Source organism: Bradyrhizobium sp. AUGA SZCCT0158, from assembly GCF_018130065.1.
Taxonomy (GTDB): domain Bacteria; phylum Pseudomonadota; class Alphaproteobacteria; order Rhizobiales; family Xanthobacteraceae; genus Bradyrhizobium.
Map to the genome: position 1 here is coordinate 292,402 of NZ_JAFCME010000005.1, position 16,368 is coordinate 308,769.

The 16,368-nt window shown below is 63.1% G+C and carries 14 protein-coding genes; 10 read left to right on the forward strand and 4 right to left on the reverse strand.

The features are described 5' to 3' along the window. Positions 1–2: 2 nt before the first annotated feature. The 3 genes from acnA to JQ574_RS09990 all read left to right on the forward strand — a co-directional run bounded on the left by acnA (position 3) and on the right by JQ574_RS09990 (position 4,725). Entirely contained in the window at positions 3–2,723 is a 2,721-nt protein-coding gene (acnA, locus tag JQ574_RS09980) for an aconitate hydratase AcnA (protein WP_212204131.1), read from the forward strand. A 247-nt stretch (positions 2,724–2,970) separates the two neighbouring features. Continuing rightward, the gene (locus JQ574_RS09985) at positions 2,971–3,732 is read left to right on the forward strand and encodes a DUF1223 domain-containing protein (protein ID WP_192739310.1); all 762 of its coding nucleotides are present in this window, start codon (positions 2,971–2,973) and stop codon (positions 3,730–3,732) included. 621 nt (positions 3,733–4,353) lie between these two features. Continuing rightward, positions 4,354–4,725: a DUF2794 domain-containing protein gene (locus JQ574_RS09990; protein ID WP_211999183.1), complete on the forward strand. Its 372-nt coding sequence runs from the start codon at positions 4,354–4,356 to the stop codon at positions 4,723–4,725. Between the two features lie 29 nt (positions 4,726–4,754). Here the strand turns inward: JQ574_RS09990 and JQ574_RS09995 are convergent, their stop codons facing one another. The 4 genes from JQ574_RS09995 to JQ574_RS10010 form a co-directional block, all read right to left on the reverse strand. Further along, the gene (locus JQ574_RS09995) at positions 4,755–5,294 is read right to left on the reverse strand and encodes a GNAT family N-acetyltransferase (protein ID WP_212204132.1); all 540 of its coding nucleotides are present in this window, start codon (positions 5,292–5,294) and stop codon (positions 4,755–4,757) included. 83 nt (positions 5,295–5,377) lie between these two features. Then, positions 5,378–6,169 carry a Bax inhibitor-1/YccA family protein gene (locus JQ574_RS10000; protein WP_212204133.1) on the reverse strand — a complete coding sequence of 264 codons (792 nt, stop codon included), beginning with the start codon at positions 6,167–6,169 and terminating at the stop codon, positions 5,378–5,380. A gap of 245 nt (positions 6,170–6,414) precedes the next feature. Next, a complete protein-coding gene (locus JQ574_RS10005) occupies positions 6,415–8,988 on the reverse strand; it encodes an ABC transporter permease (RefSeq protein WP_212204134.1) in 2,574 nt (857 codons plus the stop codon). Beyond that, positions 8,985–9,704 carry an ABC transporter ATP-binding protein gene (locus JQ574_RS10010; protein ID WP_212204135.1) on the reverse strand — a complete coding sequence of 240 codons (720 nt, stop codon included), beginning with the start codon at positions 9,702–9,704 and terminating at the stop codon, positions 8,985–8,987. Before JQ574_RS10010 ends, JQ574_RS10005 begins: the two co-directional genes overlap by 4 nt. 55 nt (positions 9,705–9,759) lie before the next feature. On the opposite strand from JQ574_RS10010, the gene JQ574_RS10015 reads away from it, so the two are divergent. From JQ574_RS10015 to sucD, 7 genes are all read left to right on the forward strand, one after another. Continuing rightward, entirely contained in the window at positions 9,760–10,407 is a 648-nt protein-coding gene (locus tag JQ574_RS10015; RefSeq protein WP_409363365.1) for an arylesterase, read from the forward strand. Positions 10,408–10,553: 146 nt separating this feature from the next. Next, on the forward strand, positions 10,554–11,090 hold the full coding sequence (gene thpR / locus JQ574_RS10020; protein WP_192739017.1) for an RNA 2',3'-cyclic phosphodiesterase: 537 nt from the start codon (positions 10,554–10,556) through the stop codon (positions 11,088–11,090). Positions 11,091–11,211: 121 nt separating this feature from the next. Further along, positions 11,212–12,399, forward strand: coding sequence for a cell division protein ZapE (gene zapE, locus JQ574_RS10025; protein ID WP_212204136.1), 1,188 nt, complete (start codon positions 11,212–11,214; stop codon positions 12,397–12,399). Positions 12,400–12,662: 263 nt separating this feature from the next. Continuing rightward, positions 12,663–13,631 carry a malate dehydrogenase gene (mdh, locus tag JQ574_RS10030; protein WP_212204137.1) on the forward strand — a complete coding sequence of 323 codons (969 nt, stop codon included), beginning with the start codon at positions 12,663–12,665 and terminating at the stop codon, positions 13,629–13,631. A 132-nt stretch (positions 13,632–13,763) separates the two neighbouring features. Then, on the forward strand, positions 13,764–14,960 hold the full coding sequence (sucC, locus tag JQ574_RS10035) for an ADP-forming succinate--CoA ligase subunit beta (RefSeq protein ID WP_212204145.1): 1,197 nt from the start codon (positions 13,764–13,766) through the stop codon (positions 14,958–14,960). A 2-nt stretch (positions 14,961–14,962) separates the two neighbouring features. Then, positions 14,963–15,439 carry a DUF1579 family protein gene (locus tag JQ574_RS10040; RefSeq protein WP_212204147.1) on the forward strand — a complete coding sequence of 159 codons (477 nt, stop codon included), beginning with the start codon at positions 14,963–14,965 and terminating at the stop codon, positions 15,437–15,439. Positions 15,440–15,475: 36 nt separating this feature from the next. Beyond that, a complete protein-coding gene (gene sucD, locus JQ574_RS10045) occupies positions 15,476–16,360 on the forward strand; it encodes a succinate--CoA ligase subunit alpha (protein ID WP_212204149.1) in 885 nt (294 codons plus the stop codon). Positions 16,361–16,368 lie beyond the last annotated feature (8 nt).

Here is a 16,368-nt window from a genome sequence, read left to right on the forward strand (position 1 = left end):
ACATGACCTCGCTCGACAGCTTCAAATGCCGCAAGACCCTCAAGGTCGGTGGCAAGACCTACGTGTATTACAGCCTGCCCGCCGCCGAGAAGAACGGTCTGAAGGGAATTTCCAAGCTTCCCTATTCGATGAAGGTGCTGCTGGAAAACCTGCTGCGTTTTGAAGACGATCGCACGGTCAAGAAGGCCGACATCATCGCGGTGTCGAAATGGCTGAAGACCCGCAAGCTCGAGCATGAAATCTCGTTTCGCCCCGCCCGCGTGCTGATGCAGGATTTCACCGGCGTGCCGGCGGTGGTCGATCTCGCCGCGATGCGCAACGCAATGCAGGCGCTCGGCGGCGACGCCGCAAAGATCAATCCGCTGGTGCCGGTCGACCTCGTCATCGACCACAGCGTGATCGTCAACTTCTTCGGTGACAACAAGGCGTTCGGCAAGAACGTGGTCGAGGAATACAAGCAGAACCAGGAGCGCTACGAGTTCCTGAAGTGGGGCCAGAAGGCGTTCACGAATTTCTCGGTGGTGCCGCCCGGCACCGGCATCTGCCACCAGGTCAATCTCGAATACCTCGCCCAGACGGTGTGGACCCGCAAAGAGAAGATGACGGTCGGTAGGAAGACCGGCACGTTCGAAGTCGCCTATCCCGACACGCTGGTCGGCACCGATTCGCACACCACGATGGTCAACGGTCTTGCCGTGCTGGGCTGGGGCGTTGGCGGCATCGAGGCAGAAGCTGCGATGCTCGGCCAGCCGCAGTCGATGCTGCTGCCCGAAGTGATCGGCTTCAAGCTCAAGGGCCAGATGAAGGAAGGCGTCACCGCCACCGATTTGGTGCTGACTGTGACGCAGATGCTGCGCAAGCAGGGCGTGGTCGGAAAGTTCGTTGAATTCTACGGCCCCGGCCTTGATTATCTGTCGGTCGCGGACAAGGCGACGATCGGCAACATGGCGCCGGAATATGGCGCGACCTGCGGCTTCTTCCCGGTCGACGCCGCGACCATCGATTATCTGAAAACCTCTGGCCGTAAGGCCGATCGGGTCAAGCTGGTCGCGGCCTACGCCAAGGCGCAGGGCCTGTTCCGCACCGCCAAATCGGCCGACCCCGTGTTCACGGAAACGCTGACGCTCGATCTTGCCGACGTGGTGCCCTCGATGGCCGGACCGAAGCGCCCCGAAGGCCGCGTCGCACTTCCGGCGGTCGCCTCGGGCTTCTCCGCAGCGATGACCACCGAATACAAGAAGGCGGCGGATGCCTCGCATCGCTTCGCCGTCGAGAGCCGCAAGTTCGACCTCGGCCATGGCGACGTCGTGATCGCGGCGATCACCTCCTGCACCAACACGTCAAATCCGAGCGTGCTGATCGGTGCGGGCCTGCTGGCGCGCAACGCCGCCGCCAAGGGCCTGAAGGCCAAGCCATGGGTCAAGACCTCGCTGGCGCCGGGCAGCCAGGTGGTCGCGGAATATCTGTCCAATTCCGGACTGCAACTCGATCTCGACAAGGTCGGCTTCAACCTGGTCGGCTTCGGCTGCACCACCTGCATCGGCAATTCCGGCCCGCTGCCGGAGGATATTTCGAAGTCGATCAACGACAATGGCATCGTCGCCGCCGCTGTGTTGTCGGGTAACCGAAATTTCGAAGGCCGCGTGTCGCCGGATGTGCAGGCGAATTATCTCGCCTCGCCGCCGCTGGTCGTCGCCTATGCGCTGGCCGGCACCGTGACCAAGGACCTTTCGGTCGAGCCGATCGGTGAAGGCAAGGACGGCAAGCCGGTGTTCCTGAAGGACATCTGGCCGACCACCAAGGAAATCAACGCCTATATGAAGAAGTTCGTCACCGCGACGATCTTCAAGAAGCGCTACGCCGACGTGTTCAAGGGCGATACCAACTGGCGCAAGATCAAGACGGTCGAGAGCGAGACCTACCGCTGGAACATGAGCTCGACCTATGTGCAGAACCCGCCCTACTTCGAAGGCATGAAGAAAGAACCGGAACCGATCGTCGACGTGGTCGATGCGCGGATTCTGGCGATGTTCGGCGACAAGATCACCACCGACCACATCTCGCCGGCCGGTTCGATCAAGCTGACCTCTCCGGCCGGAAAGTATCTGTCGGAGCATCAGGTGCGTCCGGCCGACTTCAACCAGTACGGCACGCGGCGCGGCAACCATGAGATCATGATGCGCGGCACTTTCGCAAATATCCGCATCAAGAACTTCATGCTCAAAGGCGCTGATGGAAATATTCCGGAAGGCGGCCTGACAAAGCATTGGCCTGACGGCGAGCAGATGTCGATCTACGACGCCGCGATGAAGTACCAGGCCGAGCAGGTGCCGCTGGTGGTGTTCGCCGGCGCCGAATACGGCAACGGCTCGTCGCGCGACTGGGCGGCGAAGGGCACCAGGCTGCTCGGCGTCCGCGCGGTGATCTGCCAGAGCTTTGAGCGCATCCATCGCTCCAACCTGGTCGGCATGGGCGTGCTGCCGCTGACCTTCGAGGACGGCCAGTCCTGGACATCGATCGGGCTGAAGGGCGACGAGAAGGTGACGATCCGCGGCCTGCAGGGCGATTTGAAGCCGCGTCAGAAGCTGACCGCGGAAATCGTGTCCGGCGACGGGTCGCTGCAGCGCGTTTCGCTGCTCTGCCGCATCGATACGCTCGACGAGCTCGACTACTACCGCAACGGCGGTATTCTGCACTATGTGCTGCGCAAGCTTGCGGCTTGAGTTCGGTTTTGACGCGTTTCTTCACGCGAAGGCGTATCCACCACCGGATCAAGTCCGAGGGCATACTTCGCTTGAAAACGCCCTGAAACGCGGATTTGTGATCGGTGCCTCACCGCTACGTGAGTAGCGACCGGGAAGAAGGCGGCCTATGAAAAGGCCGCTTTCTTGCGTCTGGGGTGCGCGCTTAGGGATAGAAAATCATGCCCCGTACAAATACGGATAGAAATCGCCGGGACCGGTTCGCAGTATGACAGCGATGATGGCCAATAGTTCGATTTCGCGATGGTCGAGTGCGCTTGGCGTCTGTGCCATCGTCGCGATTATCCGTCCCGCTCATGCCGACCCGCGCGCGGTCGTCGAGCTGTTCACCTCGCAAGGCTGCTCGTCGTGCCCGCCGGCCGACGAGATCATTGGCGAGCTCGCCAAGGACCCCAACGTGATCGCGCTGAGCATGCCGATCGAATATTGGGATTATCTGGGCTGGAAGGATACGCTGGCGGACTCGCGCTTCAGCGCGCGCCAGAAAGCCTATTCGCAAATGCGTGGCGATCGCGACGTCTACACGCCGCAGGTCATCGTCAACGGTTCGGCGAAGGTGGTCGGCAGCGATCGTGCAGGCATCGACAGCGCAATCCAGCACACCCAGAAAGCCGCCGGCGTGATGTCGGTACCGGTGACGATGACGTTGTCCGGCAAGCACATCAACGTGTCGGTGGCGGCGAGCAACGCGCCGACTTCATCGCAGGGCGAAGTCTGGATTTGCTCGGTCTCGAAGGCGGTGCCGATCTCGATCGGGCGCGGCGAAAACCGCGGCCGCCAGGTCACCTACTACAATGTGGTGCGCAACATCCTGAAGGTCGGGGACTGGAACGGCAATTCCGGAAGCTGGACCGTTCCGCTTGAAAACATCTCCCGCGATGGCGTCGATGCCGCGGTCGTCTATGTCCAGGACGGCAATCGCGAAAAGCCCGGCCCGATGCTGGGCGCGGCCTACACGCCGCTGCGCTGATTTCGGATTTCTCGCGCCACCCAAGCTGTTGTCGCCCGACATGGTAGTCTGCCTTGCGCAGACTACGTAAACTTGTCTGCGCTTCGGGCGATCCAGTAGTCCGAAAAACCAGCGATATATCTCGCCGCCGCGGCGTACTCGGCCCCCGCTTTCGCGGAGGACGACAGCAGAAATTGTGGGGCGCTTTGCGCGGATCCGGTGGAATGCTCCGCAATGACGAAGCACCCCCCAAAAGAAAAAGGACCAACTCTCGTTGGCCCAGTGCGGGAGAAAGCTCCCCTGCGAACAGACCCGATCCCGACGGCCCCGGGGGGCTGGGGGCTGAGGAATCCGGAACCGAAAGGACCGGGTCAACGCAGGATTCACTTGTCGCAAGCCAGCGGGGCGGGCGATGGGCGGAAGTGGGGCAGCAATATGATTCCTCTAACGTTCCCGTGACTCGGTATTTCCGGTGTTGCCGCACGGCCCGTCGCGGTTTTCCGCCGCAATTTCAAAGGGCCTTGCGGTGCCCGGCGGTTAGCGCGATCATGTCATTGTCATGATCCGAAAGTGGGGACCGGTTTTTAGTGGGGACCGGTTTTTTCGGAACAAGATCATGCCGGAGACGACAGGAGGCGCTCGATGAGTTCGATGTCGGAGGACACTGATCCAAGTGGGAGTCGCGCGGTGGCGCGTACCGCCACTGCAAGTCCGCTGCCGAATAGCGTTACGTTCAATCGCCTGGAGCTCAATCGCATCCTCAATCTGTACGGCCGCATGGTCGCCGATGGCGAGTGGCGCGACTATGCCATCGACTTCCTGAAGGACCGCGCGGTGTTCTCGGTGTTCCGCCGCGCCTCCGAAGTACCGATCTATCGCATCGAGAAGGATCCGCGGCTGGCGCGCAAGCAGGGCATGTACAGCGTGATCTCGGCGACCGGGCTGATCCTGCGCCGCGGCCATGAGCTTGAGCGCGTGCTACTAGTGATCGATCGGAAGCTGGCGGTGGTTTAATCGGCCGGCCCGTTACCCCATCTACGATTCTAGGCCTTCGAATCCGCGGGCACCGTCGCGGCGCCTTCGCCAAGCGCGCGCTGCATCATCACCGTGTCCAGCCAGCGTCCGAATTTGAGACCGACGCAGGGGTGCGTCCCGATCATCTGGAAGCCGGTCTTGGTGTGGACGCCGATCGAGCCGGCGTTGGCGGAATCGCCGATGACGGCGATCATTTGCCGGTAGCCCCGCGCTTCGCATTCGGCGATCAGCCGCTGCAGCAGCAACAGGCCGATGCCGCGGCGGTGGGTCGCCGGCTGCAGATAGACCGAGTTCTCCACCGTGAAGCGATAGGCCGGCCGAGGGCGGTAGGGGCCGGCATAGGCATATCCGATCACCCGGCCTTCGACCGCGGCGACGAAATACGGAAATCCCCCGTCCATCAGCACACGGAACCGCCTTGTCATCTCGACGAGATCGGGCGGGATCAGCTCGAATGTCGCGGTGCCGTAGCGCACCGCGTGCTCGTAGATTTCGGTGACAAAGGGAAGGTCGGCCTCGGTGGCGGGCCTGATATCGGGCGTAGACATGGTGACAGATTATTTTTGCTGGCCGCAAAAGAAAAGCCCCGGCCGCGAGGCCGGGGCTTCAATTCTTTGGCTGGACTGGATCGCTAGTCGCGCTGGCCAAGCAGCTGCAGCAGCAGCGTGAACAGGTTGATGAAGTTCAGGTAGAGCGAAAGTGCGCCGGTAATCGCCGCCTTTTCCGCAATGTCACCGCCCTGCGAGGCATAGCCGTAGATGTAGTCGTTCTTCAGCCGCTGGGTGTCATAGGCGGTGAGGCCCGCGAACACCAGCACGCCCACCACCGAGATGATGAACTGCAGCATCGAGCTGCCGAGGAACATGTTGACCAGGCTCGCGATGATGACGCCGATCAGGCCCATGAACAGGAACGACGCCATGCCGCTCATGTCACGTTTGGTGGTGTAGCCGTAGAGGCTCAGCGCGCCGAACGTTGCCGCCGTGATGAAGAACACCCGCACGATCGAGGTGTGGGTGTACACCAGGAAGATCGACGACAGCGAGATGCCCATCAGCGCCGCGAACGCCCAGAACAGCAATTGCGCCGTCGCGGGCCTCAGCCGGTTGATGCCAAACGAAATCGCGAACACCATGACCAACGGCGCGAGGATAAACAGCCACTTCAGCGGGCTGACATACATCGCGTAGCCGAACGGCGTCAGGAACTCCCTGCCGAACTTGGCGACGCCGGCCGACTGATCCGGGGTCACCGCCATCATATAGACGCCGAGCGCCGCCAGACCGGTGATGGCCAGGCCGATCGACATGTAATTGTAGATGCGCAGCATGTATGCGCGCAGACCGGCATCGACGGCCGCGGCATCGACGCGTCCGGCGGCCCGGCCGAAAGGAGAAGCGTAGTTACGGTCTAGGTCCGACATGGTCGAATTCCCGTTGGTTGCCCGGCGGATCGCAAGGGGTTTGCGTCGCCGGTTAGAATATCTAGCCCAAAGGCCGCGATTTGCTGACATTAATTCGGTGTCATCAAACCGGCCTCTGTCCCAGGCTGGTATGTGGGAAACTAACACATCCGCTGCAAGCTTCCACGCGCGGCTGAATGTCGCTCTAGATAGCTATTTTCCAGCAAAAGCAGCGTTAACGCCGCCTTGCCGCCCGCTACAAATTGTCACAAATTTCGCAGCACGCTGGCCGGCTTCTGGTTCAGGGCCAGCAACGTGCCGGCGAGTCCGAGGCCTACCGTGACGATCAGGGCCGCGGCGACGACGCCGGCGGCGCTGCCGGCCTGCCATATGAAGCTCAGCGTCATCAGCCGCGTCACGATCAGCCAGGCCGCGACCGAGCCTGCGATCACGCCGAACACCGCCGTGGCCAGGCCGATCATCAGATATTCCAGCGCGTAGGCGCCGAGCAGCCGCACCCGCGTCGCGCCCAGGGTCTTCAGGATCACAGCGTCATAGACCCGATGGCGATGGCCGGCGGCGAGTGCGCCGCCCAGCACCAGGATGGCCGAAATCAGTGTCACGGCGCTGGCGCCGCGGATCGCGAGCGTGAGATTGGTGACGACGGTGCCGATCGTGTCCAGCGCCTCGCGGACCCGTACGCTGGTCACCATCGGGAACGCGTCGGCCACCTGCTTGATGATCCGGGCGTCGCCGGCCGGATCCGGGTGGGCCTCGGACAGGGTCGCGACATGGGTGTGCGGCGCGCCCTTGAAGGCGTTGGGCGAGAACACCAGCACGAAATTGATGCCGAGGCCCTGCCAGTCGACGTTGCGCAGATTGGCGATCTTCGCCGGGATGTCGCGGCCCAGCACATTGACGACGATCTCGTCGCCGATCTTGAGCCTCATTCCGTCGGCGATCTTTTTCTCCATCGAGACCAGTGGTGGCCCGCGATAGTCCGCGCTCCACCAATCGCCCTCGACGACTTTCGAGCCCCTGGGGATGTCGGCCGTATAGGTCAGGCCGCGGTCGCTCTGCAGCACCCATTCGGTATCCCGCGTTGGTTTGAGCTCGTCGGCCTTGACGCCGCGGGCTGCTACGATGCGTCCGCGCAGCATCGGCACATCCTCCACGGTCGATTGCGGCGCTGTCTGCTTGAGAAACGCGCCGAAGCGATCGGCTTCCGAGGTCGGGATGTCGATGAAGTAGAACGAGGGCGCGCGGTCCGGCAACGCCGCCAGGAACTGCCGTCGCAGATTGCCGTCGATCTGGGTGATGGTGACGAGGACGGCGAGGCCAAGGCCCAGCGACATCACGACCGACGGCGTCAGCGCGCCGGGCCGGTAGATGTTGGCAATCGCCAGCCGCAGCATGGTGATGTCCGATCGCGGCAGCCGGCGCGCCAGCGCCATCAGGCCAGCGGCGACGCCGCACAGCAGTGCGAACACCGCAACCGACGACGCGACGAACACCGCTGCGATCCGCTTATCGTAGGCAAGGCCGATGGCGACTGCGATCAAAAGCGCAATCACGACGGCCATCAAGGCGAGGTATCGCCAGCGCGGACGGTGCCATTCGCGGGCGACTTCCTCGCGGAACAACGCCGCCACCGGCACGTCGTGCACCCGTCCGAGCGGCCACAGCCCGAACGCAAGCGCGGTCAGCAGGCCATAGATGAAGGACAATGCGAGTTCGTCGAGATGCAGCGCGGGGATCACCGGCAGCGGCAGCAGCTTGCCGAACAGGCCGACGATGACGAACGGCAGCGCGGCGCCTGCGACGAGCCCGATGATCGAGCCGATCCCGGCGAGCGCGACGACCTGGGTCAGATAGATCGTGAAGACGTCGCGGCCGGTGGCGCCGAGCGCCTTGAACGCGGCGATGACGTCGCGGCGGCGGTCGATATGGCTCTTGACGGCGTTGGCGACGCCGACGCCGCCGACCAGGAGGGCGGCAAGGCCGACCAGGGTGAGGAACTGGGTGAAACGGCTGATGGTGCGCTCGAGCTGCGGCGAGGCGTTGGCGCGGCTGCGGATCCACCAGCCGGCCTCCGGCAACGCGGCCCGCACGCTATCGATCAGCTGGGTCGCGGCGCGCTCGTCGGCCGCATTGTCGGGCAGTTTCAGCCGATAGATCCAGCGCACCAGGCTGCCGGGCTGCAGCAATCCGGTCGCGCGCAGACTGGTTTCGCTGACCAGGACGCGCGGCCCGAGCCCGACATTGCCGGCGAGCTTGTCCGGTTCCGCGCCGACCACGCTGCGGATCTGGTAGTTGGCGTTGCCGATGCTGATGCGGTCGCCGAGCTTGAGATCGAGCCGCGCCAGCAGCACGGAATCCACCGCCGCGCCGAATACGCCGTCGCGCTCGGCCAGCAAGTCCGCAACCGGCATCTTGGGCTCAAGCGTCAACTCCCCGAGCATCGGGTATTTTCCATCCACCGCCTTGAGTTCGACCAGCGCCAGCCTGCCGTCGCCGCTGCGGGCCATGACGCGCAAGGCGGCTGCGACCGAAACCTCGCCGCGGGCGCGCAGGAAGGCGATTTCCTCTGGCGTGGCTTCGCGCTGGATCAGCGAGAATGCGACGTCGCCGCCGAGCAAGGTGCGGCCCTCCCGGTTCAGGCCGTCGCTGAGGCTGGCCGCGACCGAGCCGACCCCGGCGATCGCCATCACACCGAGCGCGATGCAGGCGATGAAGACGTAAAACCCGCGCAGGCCGCCGCGCAGTTCGCGAAACGCGTAACGCAGCGCCAGTGATGATGATGCGCGGCTGCCGCCAGCGGCTTCCGACGCCATGGTCATGAAGTGGGCTGTCCGTCGATGCGGCCCGAGCGCAGCCGCACCACGCGGTCGCAGCGTTGCGCCAGCGAGGTGTCGTGCGTCACCAGCACCAGCGTCATGCCGCGCTCGGAATGCTTGGTGAAGAGCAGGTCGACGATCTGCTTGCCGGTCGCCTCGTCGAGATTGCCGGTCGGTTCGTCCGCGACGAGGATCGCAGGATCCGGCGCCAGCGCGCGGGCCAGCGCGACGCGCTGCTGCTCGCCGCCGGAGAGCTGCGTCGGATAGTGATGCAGCCGATCGCCGAGACCGACCGAGGTCAGCTCCTGCTCGGCTCGTTTGGCCGCATCGGGATTGCCGGCGAGCTCCAGCGGCACCGCGACGTTTTCCAGCGCCGTCATGGTCGGGATCAGATGGAACGACTGGAACACGATGCCGACCTGGCGGCCGCGGAAGCGGGCGAGGGCGTCCTCGTCGAGGGCATTGAACGGCGTGCCGTTCACCACCACCTCTCCGCTGTCAGGCCGCTCCAACCCCGCCATCACCATCAGCAAGGTGGATTTCCCCGAACCTGACGGTCCGATCAGGCCGATCGCTTCGCCCGGTGCCACACGAAGGCTGATATCCTTCAGAATATGAACGCGTGCCGCGCCCGTACCGAGCGAGAGATTGACGTTGGAAATGGAAATGGTGTCCGGCTCCAGGCCGGTTAGTGAAGAGGGTTCGATGAGACTGTCCATGGATCGGTCATATGGCAATTCCGCCGCCGGGGTCGAGGGCCGGATAGGCATGTTCGTGCACATACTCGTGTTGATTATGGCCTTGATGACGACACAGACGGTTTTTGCGCAGACCCCGGCCACACCTCCGGTCAAGCCGATCAAGATGGTCGTGCTCGGCGACTCCTTAAGTGCCGGCTATGGCCTGGCGGCGACCGGGGCGTTCCCCGCCCGCCTGCAAAAGGCGTTGGAAGCCAAGGGGATAAAGGTAGATATGATCAATGCCGGGGTGTCCGGCGACACCACCTCAGGCGGCCGCGACCGGCTCGACTGGTCGGTCCCGGAGGGAACCGAGGCCGTGATCCTCGAGCTCGGCGCCAATGACGCCTTGCGCGGCACCGATCCTGCCGTCACCCGCGCCGCGCTCACCGATATCCTGACCCGGCTTAAGGCCCGCAAGATCGCCGTCCTGCTGTGCGGGATGTTGGCGCCGCCGAATTATGGCAGCGAGTATGCGGCCCGCTTCAACGCGATCTACCCGGAGCTTTCGAAATCCTTCGGCGTGCCGCTCTATCCGTTTTTTCTGGAAGGCGTCGCCGCCGAGGCCAAGCTCAACCAGCCGGACGGATTGCATCCGACCGCTGAGGGGGTCGACATGATTGTGAAAAACATTCTGCCCAGTGTCGAGGCATTTCTCGGCGCGTTATCTGCGCAACGCAGCTGAAAATACAGCAGTGAATAACCCTGCCCGATAGTTTTCCCCGTAGCTTTCCGGTCCAGTGGCGCCGGCTGCTTCGCAGGGTCATATAACTCAGGTAGAAATTGGTGATCGGTGATTCGTCATCGGGTTTCAGCATCGGGAGTCGAGCGATGCCGCGTTTGTTTGCTGGACTGGAAATTCCGGCCGAGATTGGCCAGACCCTTTCCAATTTGCGTGGCGGCCTTCCGGGCGCACGCTGGATCGATCCCGAAAATTATCACGTCACCTTGCGTTTCATCGGCGACATCGACGGCATGTCGGCGAATGAAATCGCCTCGATGTTGTTTCGGGTCAACCGCAAGCCGTTCGAGGTCAAGGTGCAGGGCCTGCAAAGTTTTGGCGGCCGCAAGCCGCGGGCGGTGGTCGCCTCCGTCGAACCGAGCCGGCCGCTGATCGAATTGCAGGCCGAACTCGAGCGGATGATGCAACGCATGGGGCTAGATCCCGAGGGACGCAAATTCACCCCTCATGTGACGCTGGCGCGGCTGCACGACGCCTCGAGCCAGGATGTCGCCGACTATCTGTCGGTGCGCGGCTATTTTCCGAGCCGCACCTTCATGGCCTCGCGCTTCGTGCTGTTCTCGTCGCGCGCTTCGACCGGCGGCGGCCCCTATGTGGTCGAGGATTCCTACGCACTGAGTGCGTGAGGGCGCTTCTTACCTCGCCCCGCTGCGCCGTAAGAACGGGGCGAGGGAGAAGAAAGCGCATAACCCCCACCACCAATTCACGGCTTGCAATTCTCGCACGCTTGGGGCCGTAAGGTGGGCCATGCTGTCGACGACCTCACCCACCTCGTTCCGCGCCCATTATCAGGGGCTGGTCACCTCCGGCGCGATCGAGGCCGACCCGGCGCAGGCCCGCGCCGCCGACGCATTTGCGGCGCTGGAAGACCGGCTGTCCAGCTACAAGCCGCGGCGCAAGCAAAGCCTGCTCGGCCGGCTGTTCGCCGACAAGGACGAGCCGCCGCCGCGCGGGCTTTACGTCCATGGGGAGGTCGGTCGCGGCAAGACCATGCTGATGGACCTGTTCTTCCAGCAGAGCGCCATCGAGCACAAGCGCCGCGCGCATTTCCACGAATTCATGGCCGAGGTGCACGAGCGGATTTACGGCTACCGGCAGGAGATCGCGCGCGGCGAGATCGCCGACGGCGATGTGATCGCGCTGACCGCGAACGCGATCTTCGAGGAGGCATGGCTGCTGTGCTTCGACGAATTCCACGTCACCGACATCGCCGACGCCATGATTTTGGGGCGGCTGTTCTCAAAGCTGTTTGAACTCGGCACCGTCGTGGTGGCGACCTCGAACGTCGCGCCCGAAGATCTCTACAAGGGTGGCCTCAACCGCGCGCTGTTCCTGCCATTCATTTCGCAGATTGCCGATCGCATGGACGTGCTGCGGCTCGACGCGCGCACCGACTTCCGGCTGGAAAAACTCGCCGGCGTGAAGATGTGGCTGGTGCCGGCGGATGACGCCGCCGGTGACGCGCTCGACAAGGCCTGGCGCAAGATGACCGGCAACGCGCCCTGCAAGGCGCGCGATATCGCGATCAAGGGCCGCATCCTGCGCGTGCCCTGTTCGTCGCATGGCGTCGCCCGCTTTTCGTTTGCCGAACTCTGCGAGCAGCCGCTGGCCGCCTCTGATTATCTGCGGCTGGCGCACGATTATCACACCATCCTCGTCGATCGCATTCCTGTGATGGACTATGCCGAACGCAACGCGGCCAAGCGCTTCATCTCGCTGATCGACACGCTCTATGACAATGCCGTGAAGCTGATGGCCTCGGCGGACGCCGATCCGGTGTCGCTGTATCTGGCAACCGACGGCATTGAGGCGAACGAGTTCAAGCGGACCTCGTCGCGCCTGATCGAAATGAGTTCCGAATCCTATCTGGCGCTCCCGCACGGGCGGAAGGATTCAGCGGCGAGCGGGTCGAGCACGGGGTTGGTGGAAACGTAGTCTTTCAGCCGTCATTGCGAGCCAACGGGTCGCGCGAATGCGCGCCCGATGACAGGCTCCGCGAAGCAATCCACCCCTCCGCACGGAGATAGATGGATTGCTTCTCGCAATGACGGTTGGGAACGCCGGTGGCATACCTGATCGAAATGAAGGCAAGGCCTACAATTGGGCACGCCGCGACTTGAACGTATCATTCGAAAGGGATAACCAGCCTCCCAGTTCACTCTCCATCCTCCTCTACGTCTCAGAAGGACAAATTTCCCATGGCGCGCGACAAGATTGCTTTGATTGGCTCCGGTCAGATCGGCGGAACGCTGGCTCACCTCATTGGCCTGAAGGAGCTCGGCGACGTCGTCATGTTCGACATCGCCGAGGGCGTGCCGCAGGGCAAGGCGCTCGACATTGCGCAGTCGTCGCCTGTCGACGGTTTCGACGCGCATCTGACCGGCGCCAATTCCTATGAGGCGCTCGACAATGCCAAGGTCTGCATCGTCACCGCCGGCGTGCCGCGCAAGCCCGGCATGAGCCGCGATGATCTGCTCAGCATCAACCTCAAGGTCATGGAGCAGGTCGGCGCCGGCATCAAGAAATACGCCCCCGACGCCTTCGTCATCTGCATCACCAACCCGCTGGACGCGATGGTGTGGGCGCTGCAGAAGGCTTCCGGCATGCCGCACAAGAAGGTGGTCGGCATGGCCGGCGTGCTGGATTCCGCGCGCTTCCGTTATTTCCTCGCCGACGAATTCAACGTCTCGGTCGAGGACGTCACCGCCTTCGTGCTCGGCGGCCATGGCGACACCATGGTGCCGCTGACGCGTTACTCCACCATTGCCGGCATTCCGCTGCCCGACCTCGTCAAGATGGGCTGGACCTCGCAGGCGCGGATCGACGAGATCGTCGATCGCACCCGCAATGGCGGCGCCGAGATCGTCAACCTGCTGAAGACCGGTTCGGCCTTCTACGCCCCGGCGGCTTCCGCGATTGCGATGGCCGAGAGCTATCTGAAGGACAAGAAGCGCGTGCTGCCCTGCGCCGCCTATCTCAACGGCGAATACGGCGTGAAGGACATGTATGTCGGCGTGCCCGTCGTCATCGGCTCGAAGGGTGTCGAGCGCATTGTCGAGATCGAGCTGGCCGGTAAGGACCGCGAAGCCTTCGACAAGTCGGTCGGCGCCGTGCAGGGCCTGGTCGATGCCTGCAAGAAAATCGCTCCCGATCTGCTCGGCCGTTGATTTTATTCAGCTTTCGCCCTGGAAACGGGGCGAAAGCGTTTCTGGCTTGCAGTTCTATTGGTATATGGTATGCCAACTACCAATGCCGGTGGGCCGTAGAACTTGCCGTATGAAGGTTTGGGGAGCGTCCAGATGAATATCCATGAATACCAGGCCAAGGCGTTGCTCAGTGAATTCGGGGTGCCGATTTCGCGCGGCGTGCCGGTCTTGAAGGCCTCGGATTCGGAAGCCGCCGCCAAGGCGCTTCCCGGCCCGATCTGGGTGGTGAAAAGCCAGATCCACGCCGGCGGCCGCGGCAAGGGCAAGTTCAAGGAAGCTTCCGCGGGCGACAAGGGCGGTGTGCGCATCGCCAAGTCGGTCGCCGAGGTCAACGAGTTCGCCAAGCAGATGCTGGGCGCGACCCTCGTCACGATCCAGACCGGCGCCCACGGCAAGCAGGTCAACCGCCTCTACATCGAGGAAGGCTCCGACATCGACAAGGAGTTCTATCTCTCGATCCTGGTCGATCGCGAAACCTCCGAAGTCTCGTTCGTGGTCTCGACCGAAGGTGGCGTCAACATCGAGGACGTCGCGCACAACACCCCTGAGAAGATCATCACCTTCTCGGTCGATCCGGCCACCGGCATCATGGCCCATCACGGCCGCACGGTCGCGAAGGCGCTGAAGCTCTCCGGCGATCTGGCCAAGCAGGCCGAGAAGCTGGTTGCGCAGCTCTACAAAGCCTTCACCGCCAAGGACATGGCGATGCTGGAAATCAATCCGCTGGTCGTCACCAAGCAGGGCGATTTGCGCGTGCTCGACGCCAAGGTCGCGTTCGACGACAACGCGATGTATCGCCATCCGGAAGTCGCCGCCCTGCGCGACGAGACCGAAGAGGACGCCAAGGAAATCGAGGCGTCGAAATACGATCTCAACTACGTCACGCTCGACGGCACCATCGGCTGCATGGTCAACGGCGCCGGCCTTGCGATGGCGACGATGGACATCATCAAGCTCTACGGCATGGAGCCCGCGAACTTCCTCGACGTCGGCGGCGGCGCGAGCAAGGAAAAGGTTGCGGCCGCCTTCAAGATCATCACCGCCGACCCGAACGTGAAGGGCATCCTCGTCAACATCTTCGGCGGCATCATGAAATGCGACATCATCGCCGAGGGCGTGGTCGCGGCCGTCAAGGAAGTCGGCCTGAAAGTGCCGCTGGTGGTTCGGCTCGAGGGCACCAATGTCGACGCCGGCAAGAAAATCATCCGCGAATCCGGTCTCAACGTGCTGCCCGCCGATGATCTCGACGATGCCGCGCAGAAAATCGTGAATGCCGTCAAGGGAGGCTAGCGATGGCTGACCGTCTCGCCGCACCGACTGCCCTGGAGGAACACCGCAAGCTCGCCGTGTTTGCCGGCGAGTGGAGCGGCGAAGAGATGGTCTATCCCTCGCGCTGGAACGCGGGCGGCCCGGCGACCGCGCATGTCAAGGCGCGCATGGATCTCAACGGTTTTTATCTGATCCAGGACGCGGTCCAGATACGCGACGGCAAGGAAACTTTCGCCACCCATGGCGTGTTCACCTACGACCGCGAGGACCGGCACTACAAATTGTTCTGGCACGATTCGCTCGGCTACTACTCGCCGGCGCCGGCCTCCGGCGGCTGGACCGGCAAGACGCTGATCCTGGTGCGCGGCTCGCTGCGCGGCAATGCGCGCCACGTCTATGAAGTCGTCGACGACAACAACTACACCATGAAAATCCAGTTCTCGCCTGATGCGGAAGGATGGGCCGACGTGCTCACCGGCACGTATCGGCGAATCCACTGATCCCGTTTCCGATCACACAGGGAAGTAACATCCATCATGTCCGTTCTGATCGATAAAAACACCAAAGTCATCTGCCAGGGGTTTACCGGCAAGAACGGCACGTTCCATTCCGAAGCGGCGATCGCGTACGGCACCAAGATGGTCGGCGGCACCTCGCCTGGCAAAGGCGGTGCGACGCATCTCGGTCTGCCGGTGTTCGACACGGTTGCCGAAGCGCGCGAAAAAACCGGCGCCGATGCGTCCGTCATCTATGTGCCGCCGCCGGGGGCTGCGGATGCGATTTGCGAGGCGATCGATGCGGAAATTCCGCTGATCGTGTGCATCACCGAGGGCATTCCGGTGCTCGACATGGTCCGCGTCAAGCGTTCGCTGTCAGGGTCGAGGTCCCGCCTGATCGGACCGAATTGCCCGGGTGTCATGACCGCGGGTGAATGCAAGATCGGCATCATGCCGGCCAATATCTTCAAGCCCGGCAGCGTCGGCATCGTCTCCCGTTCGGGCACGCTGACCTATGAAGCCGTGTTCCAGACCACCCAGGAAGGCCTCGGCCAGACCACCGCCGTGGGCATCGGCGGCGACCCGGTCAAGGGCACCGAATTTATCGACGTGCTGGAAATGTTCCTTGCCGACCCCAAGACCACCTCGATCATCATGATCGGTGAAATCGGCGGTTCCGCCGAGGAAGACGCCGCCCAGTTCATCAAGGACGAGGCCAAGCGGGGCCGCATGAAGCCGATGGTCGGCTTCATCGCCGGCGTCACCGCCCCTCCCGGCCGCCGCATGGGCCATGCCGGCGCGATCATCTCCGGCGGCAAGGGTGACGCCGGTTCCAAGACCGCAGCGATGGAATCGGCCGGAATCACGGTCTCTCCGTCGCCGGCGCGGCTTGGACACACCCTTGCCGAAAAATTGAAGTCCTAATTCAATTC

Excerpts from the sequence above, each read along its gene's own strand:
- JQ574_RS09995 (WP_212204132.1), bottom strand. The coding sequence starts at position 5,294 with ATGTCTACGCCCGATATCAGGCCCGCCACCGAGGCCGACCTTCCCTTT.
- JQ574_RS10010 (WP_212204135.1), bottom strand. The coding sequence starts at position 9,704 with ATGGACAGTCTCATCGAACCCTCTTCACTAACCGGCCTGGAGCCGGAC.
- acnA (WP_212204131.1), top strand. The coding sequence starts at position 3 with ATGACCTCGCTCGACAGCTTCAAATGCCGCAAGACCCTCAAGGTCGGT.
- sucC (WP_212204145.1), top strand. The coding sequence starts at position 13,764 with ATGAATATCCATGAATACCAGGCCAAGGCGTTGCTCAGTGAATTCGGG.
- JQ574_RS10005 (WP_212204134.1), bottom strand. The coding sequence starts at position 8,988 with ATGACCATGGCGTCGGAAGCCGCTGGCGGCAGCCGCGCATCATCATCA.
- zapE (WP_212204136.1), top strand. The coding sequence starts at position 11,212 with ATGCTGTCGACGACCTCACCCACCTCGTTCCGCGCCCATTATCAGGGG.
- JQ574_RS09985 (WP_192739310.1), top strand. The coding sequence starts at position 2,971 with ATGACAGCGATGATGGCCAATAGTTCGATTTCGCGATGGTCGAGTGCG.
- JQ574_RS09990 (WP_211999183.1), top strand. The coding sequence starts at position 4,354 with ATGAGTTCGATGTCGGAGGACACTGATCCAAGTGGGAGTCGCGCGGTG.
- thpR (WP_192739017.1), top strand. The coding sequence starts at position 10,554 with ATGCCGCGTTTGTTTGCTGGACTGGAAATTCCGGCCGAGATTGGCCAG.
- JQ574_RS10000 (WP_212204133.1), bottom strand. The coding sequence starts at position 6,169 with ATGTCGGACCTAGACCGTAACTACGCTTCTCCTTTCGGCCGGGCCGCC.
- mdh (WP_212204137.1), top strand. The coding sequence starts at position 12,663 with ATGGCGCGCGACAAGATTGCTTTGATTGGCTCCGGTCAGATCGGCGGA.
- sucD (WP_212204149.1), top strand. The coding sequence starts at position 15,476 with ATGTCCGTTCTGATCGATAAAAACACCAAAGTCATCTGCCAGGGGTTT.
- JQ574_RS10040 (WP_212204147.1), top strand. The coding sequence starts at position 14,963 with ATGGCTGACCGTCTCGCCGCACCGACTGCCCTGGAGGAACACCGCAAG.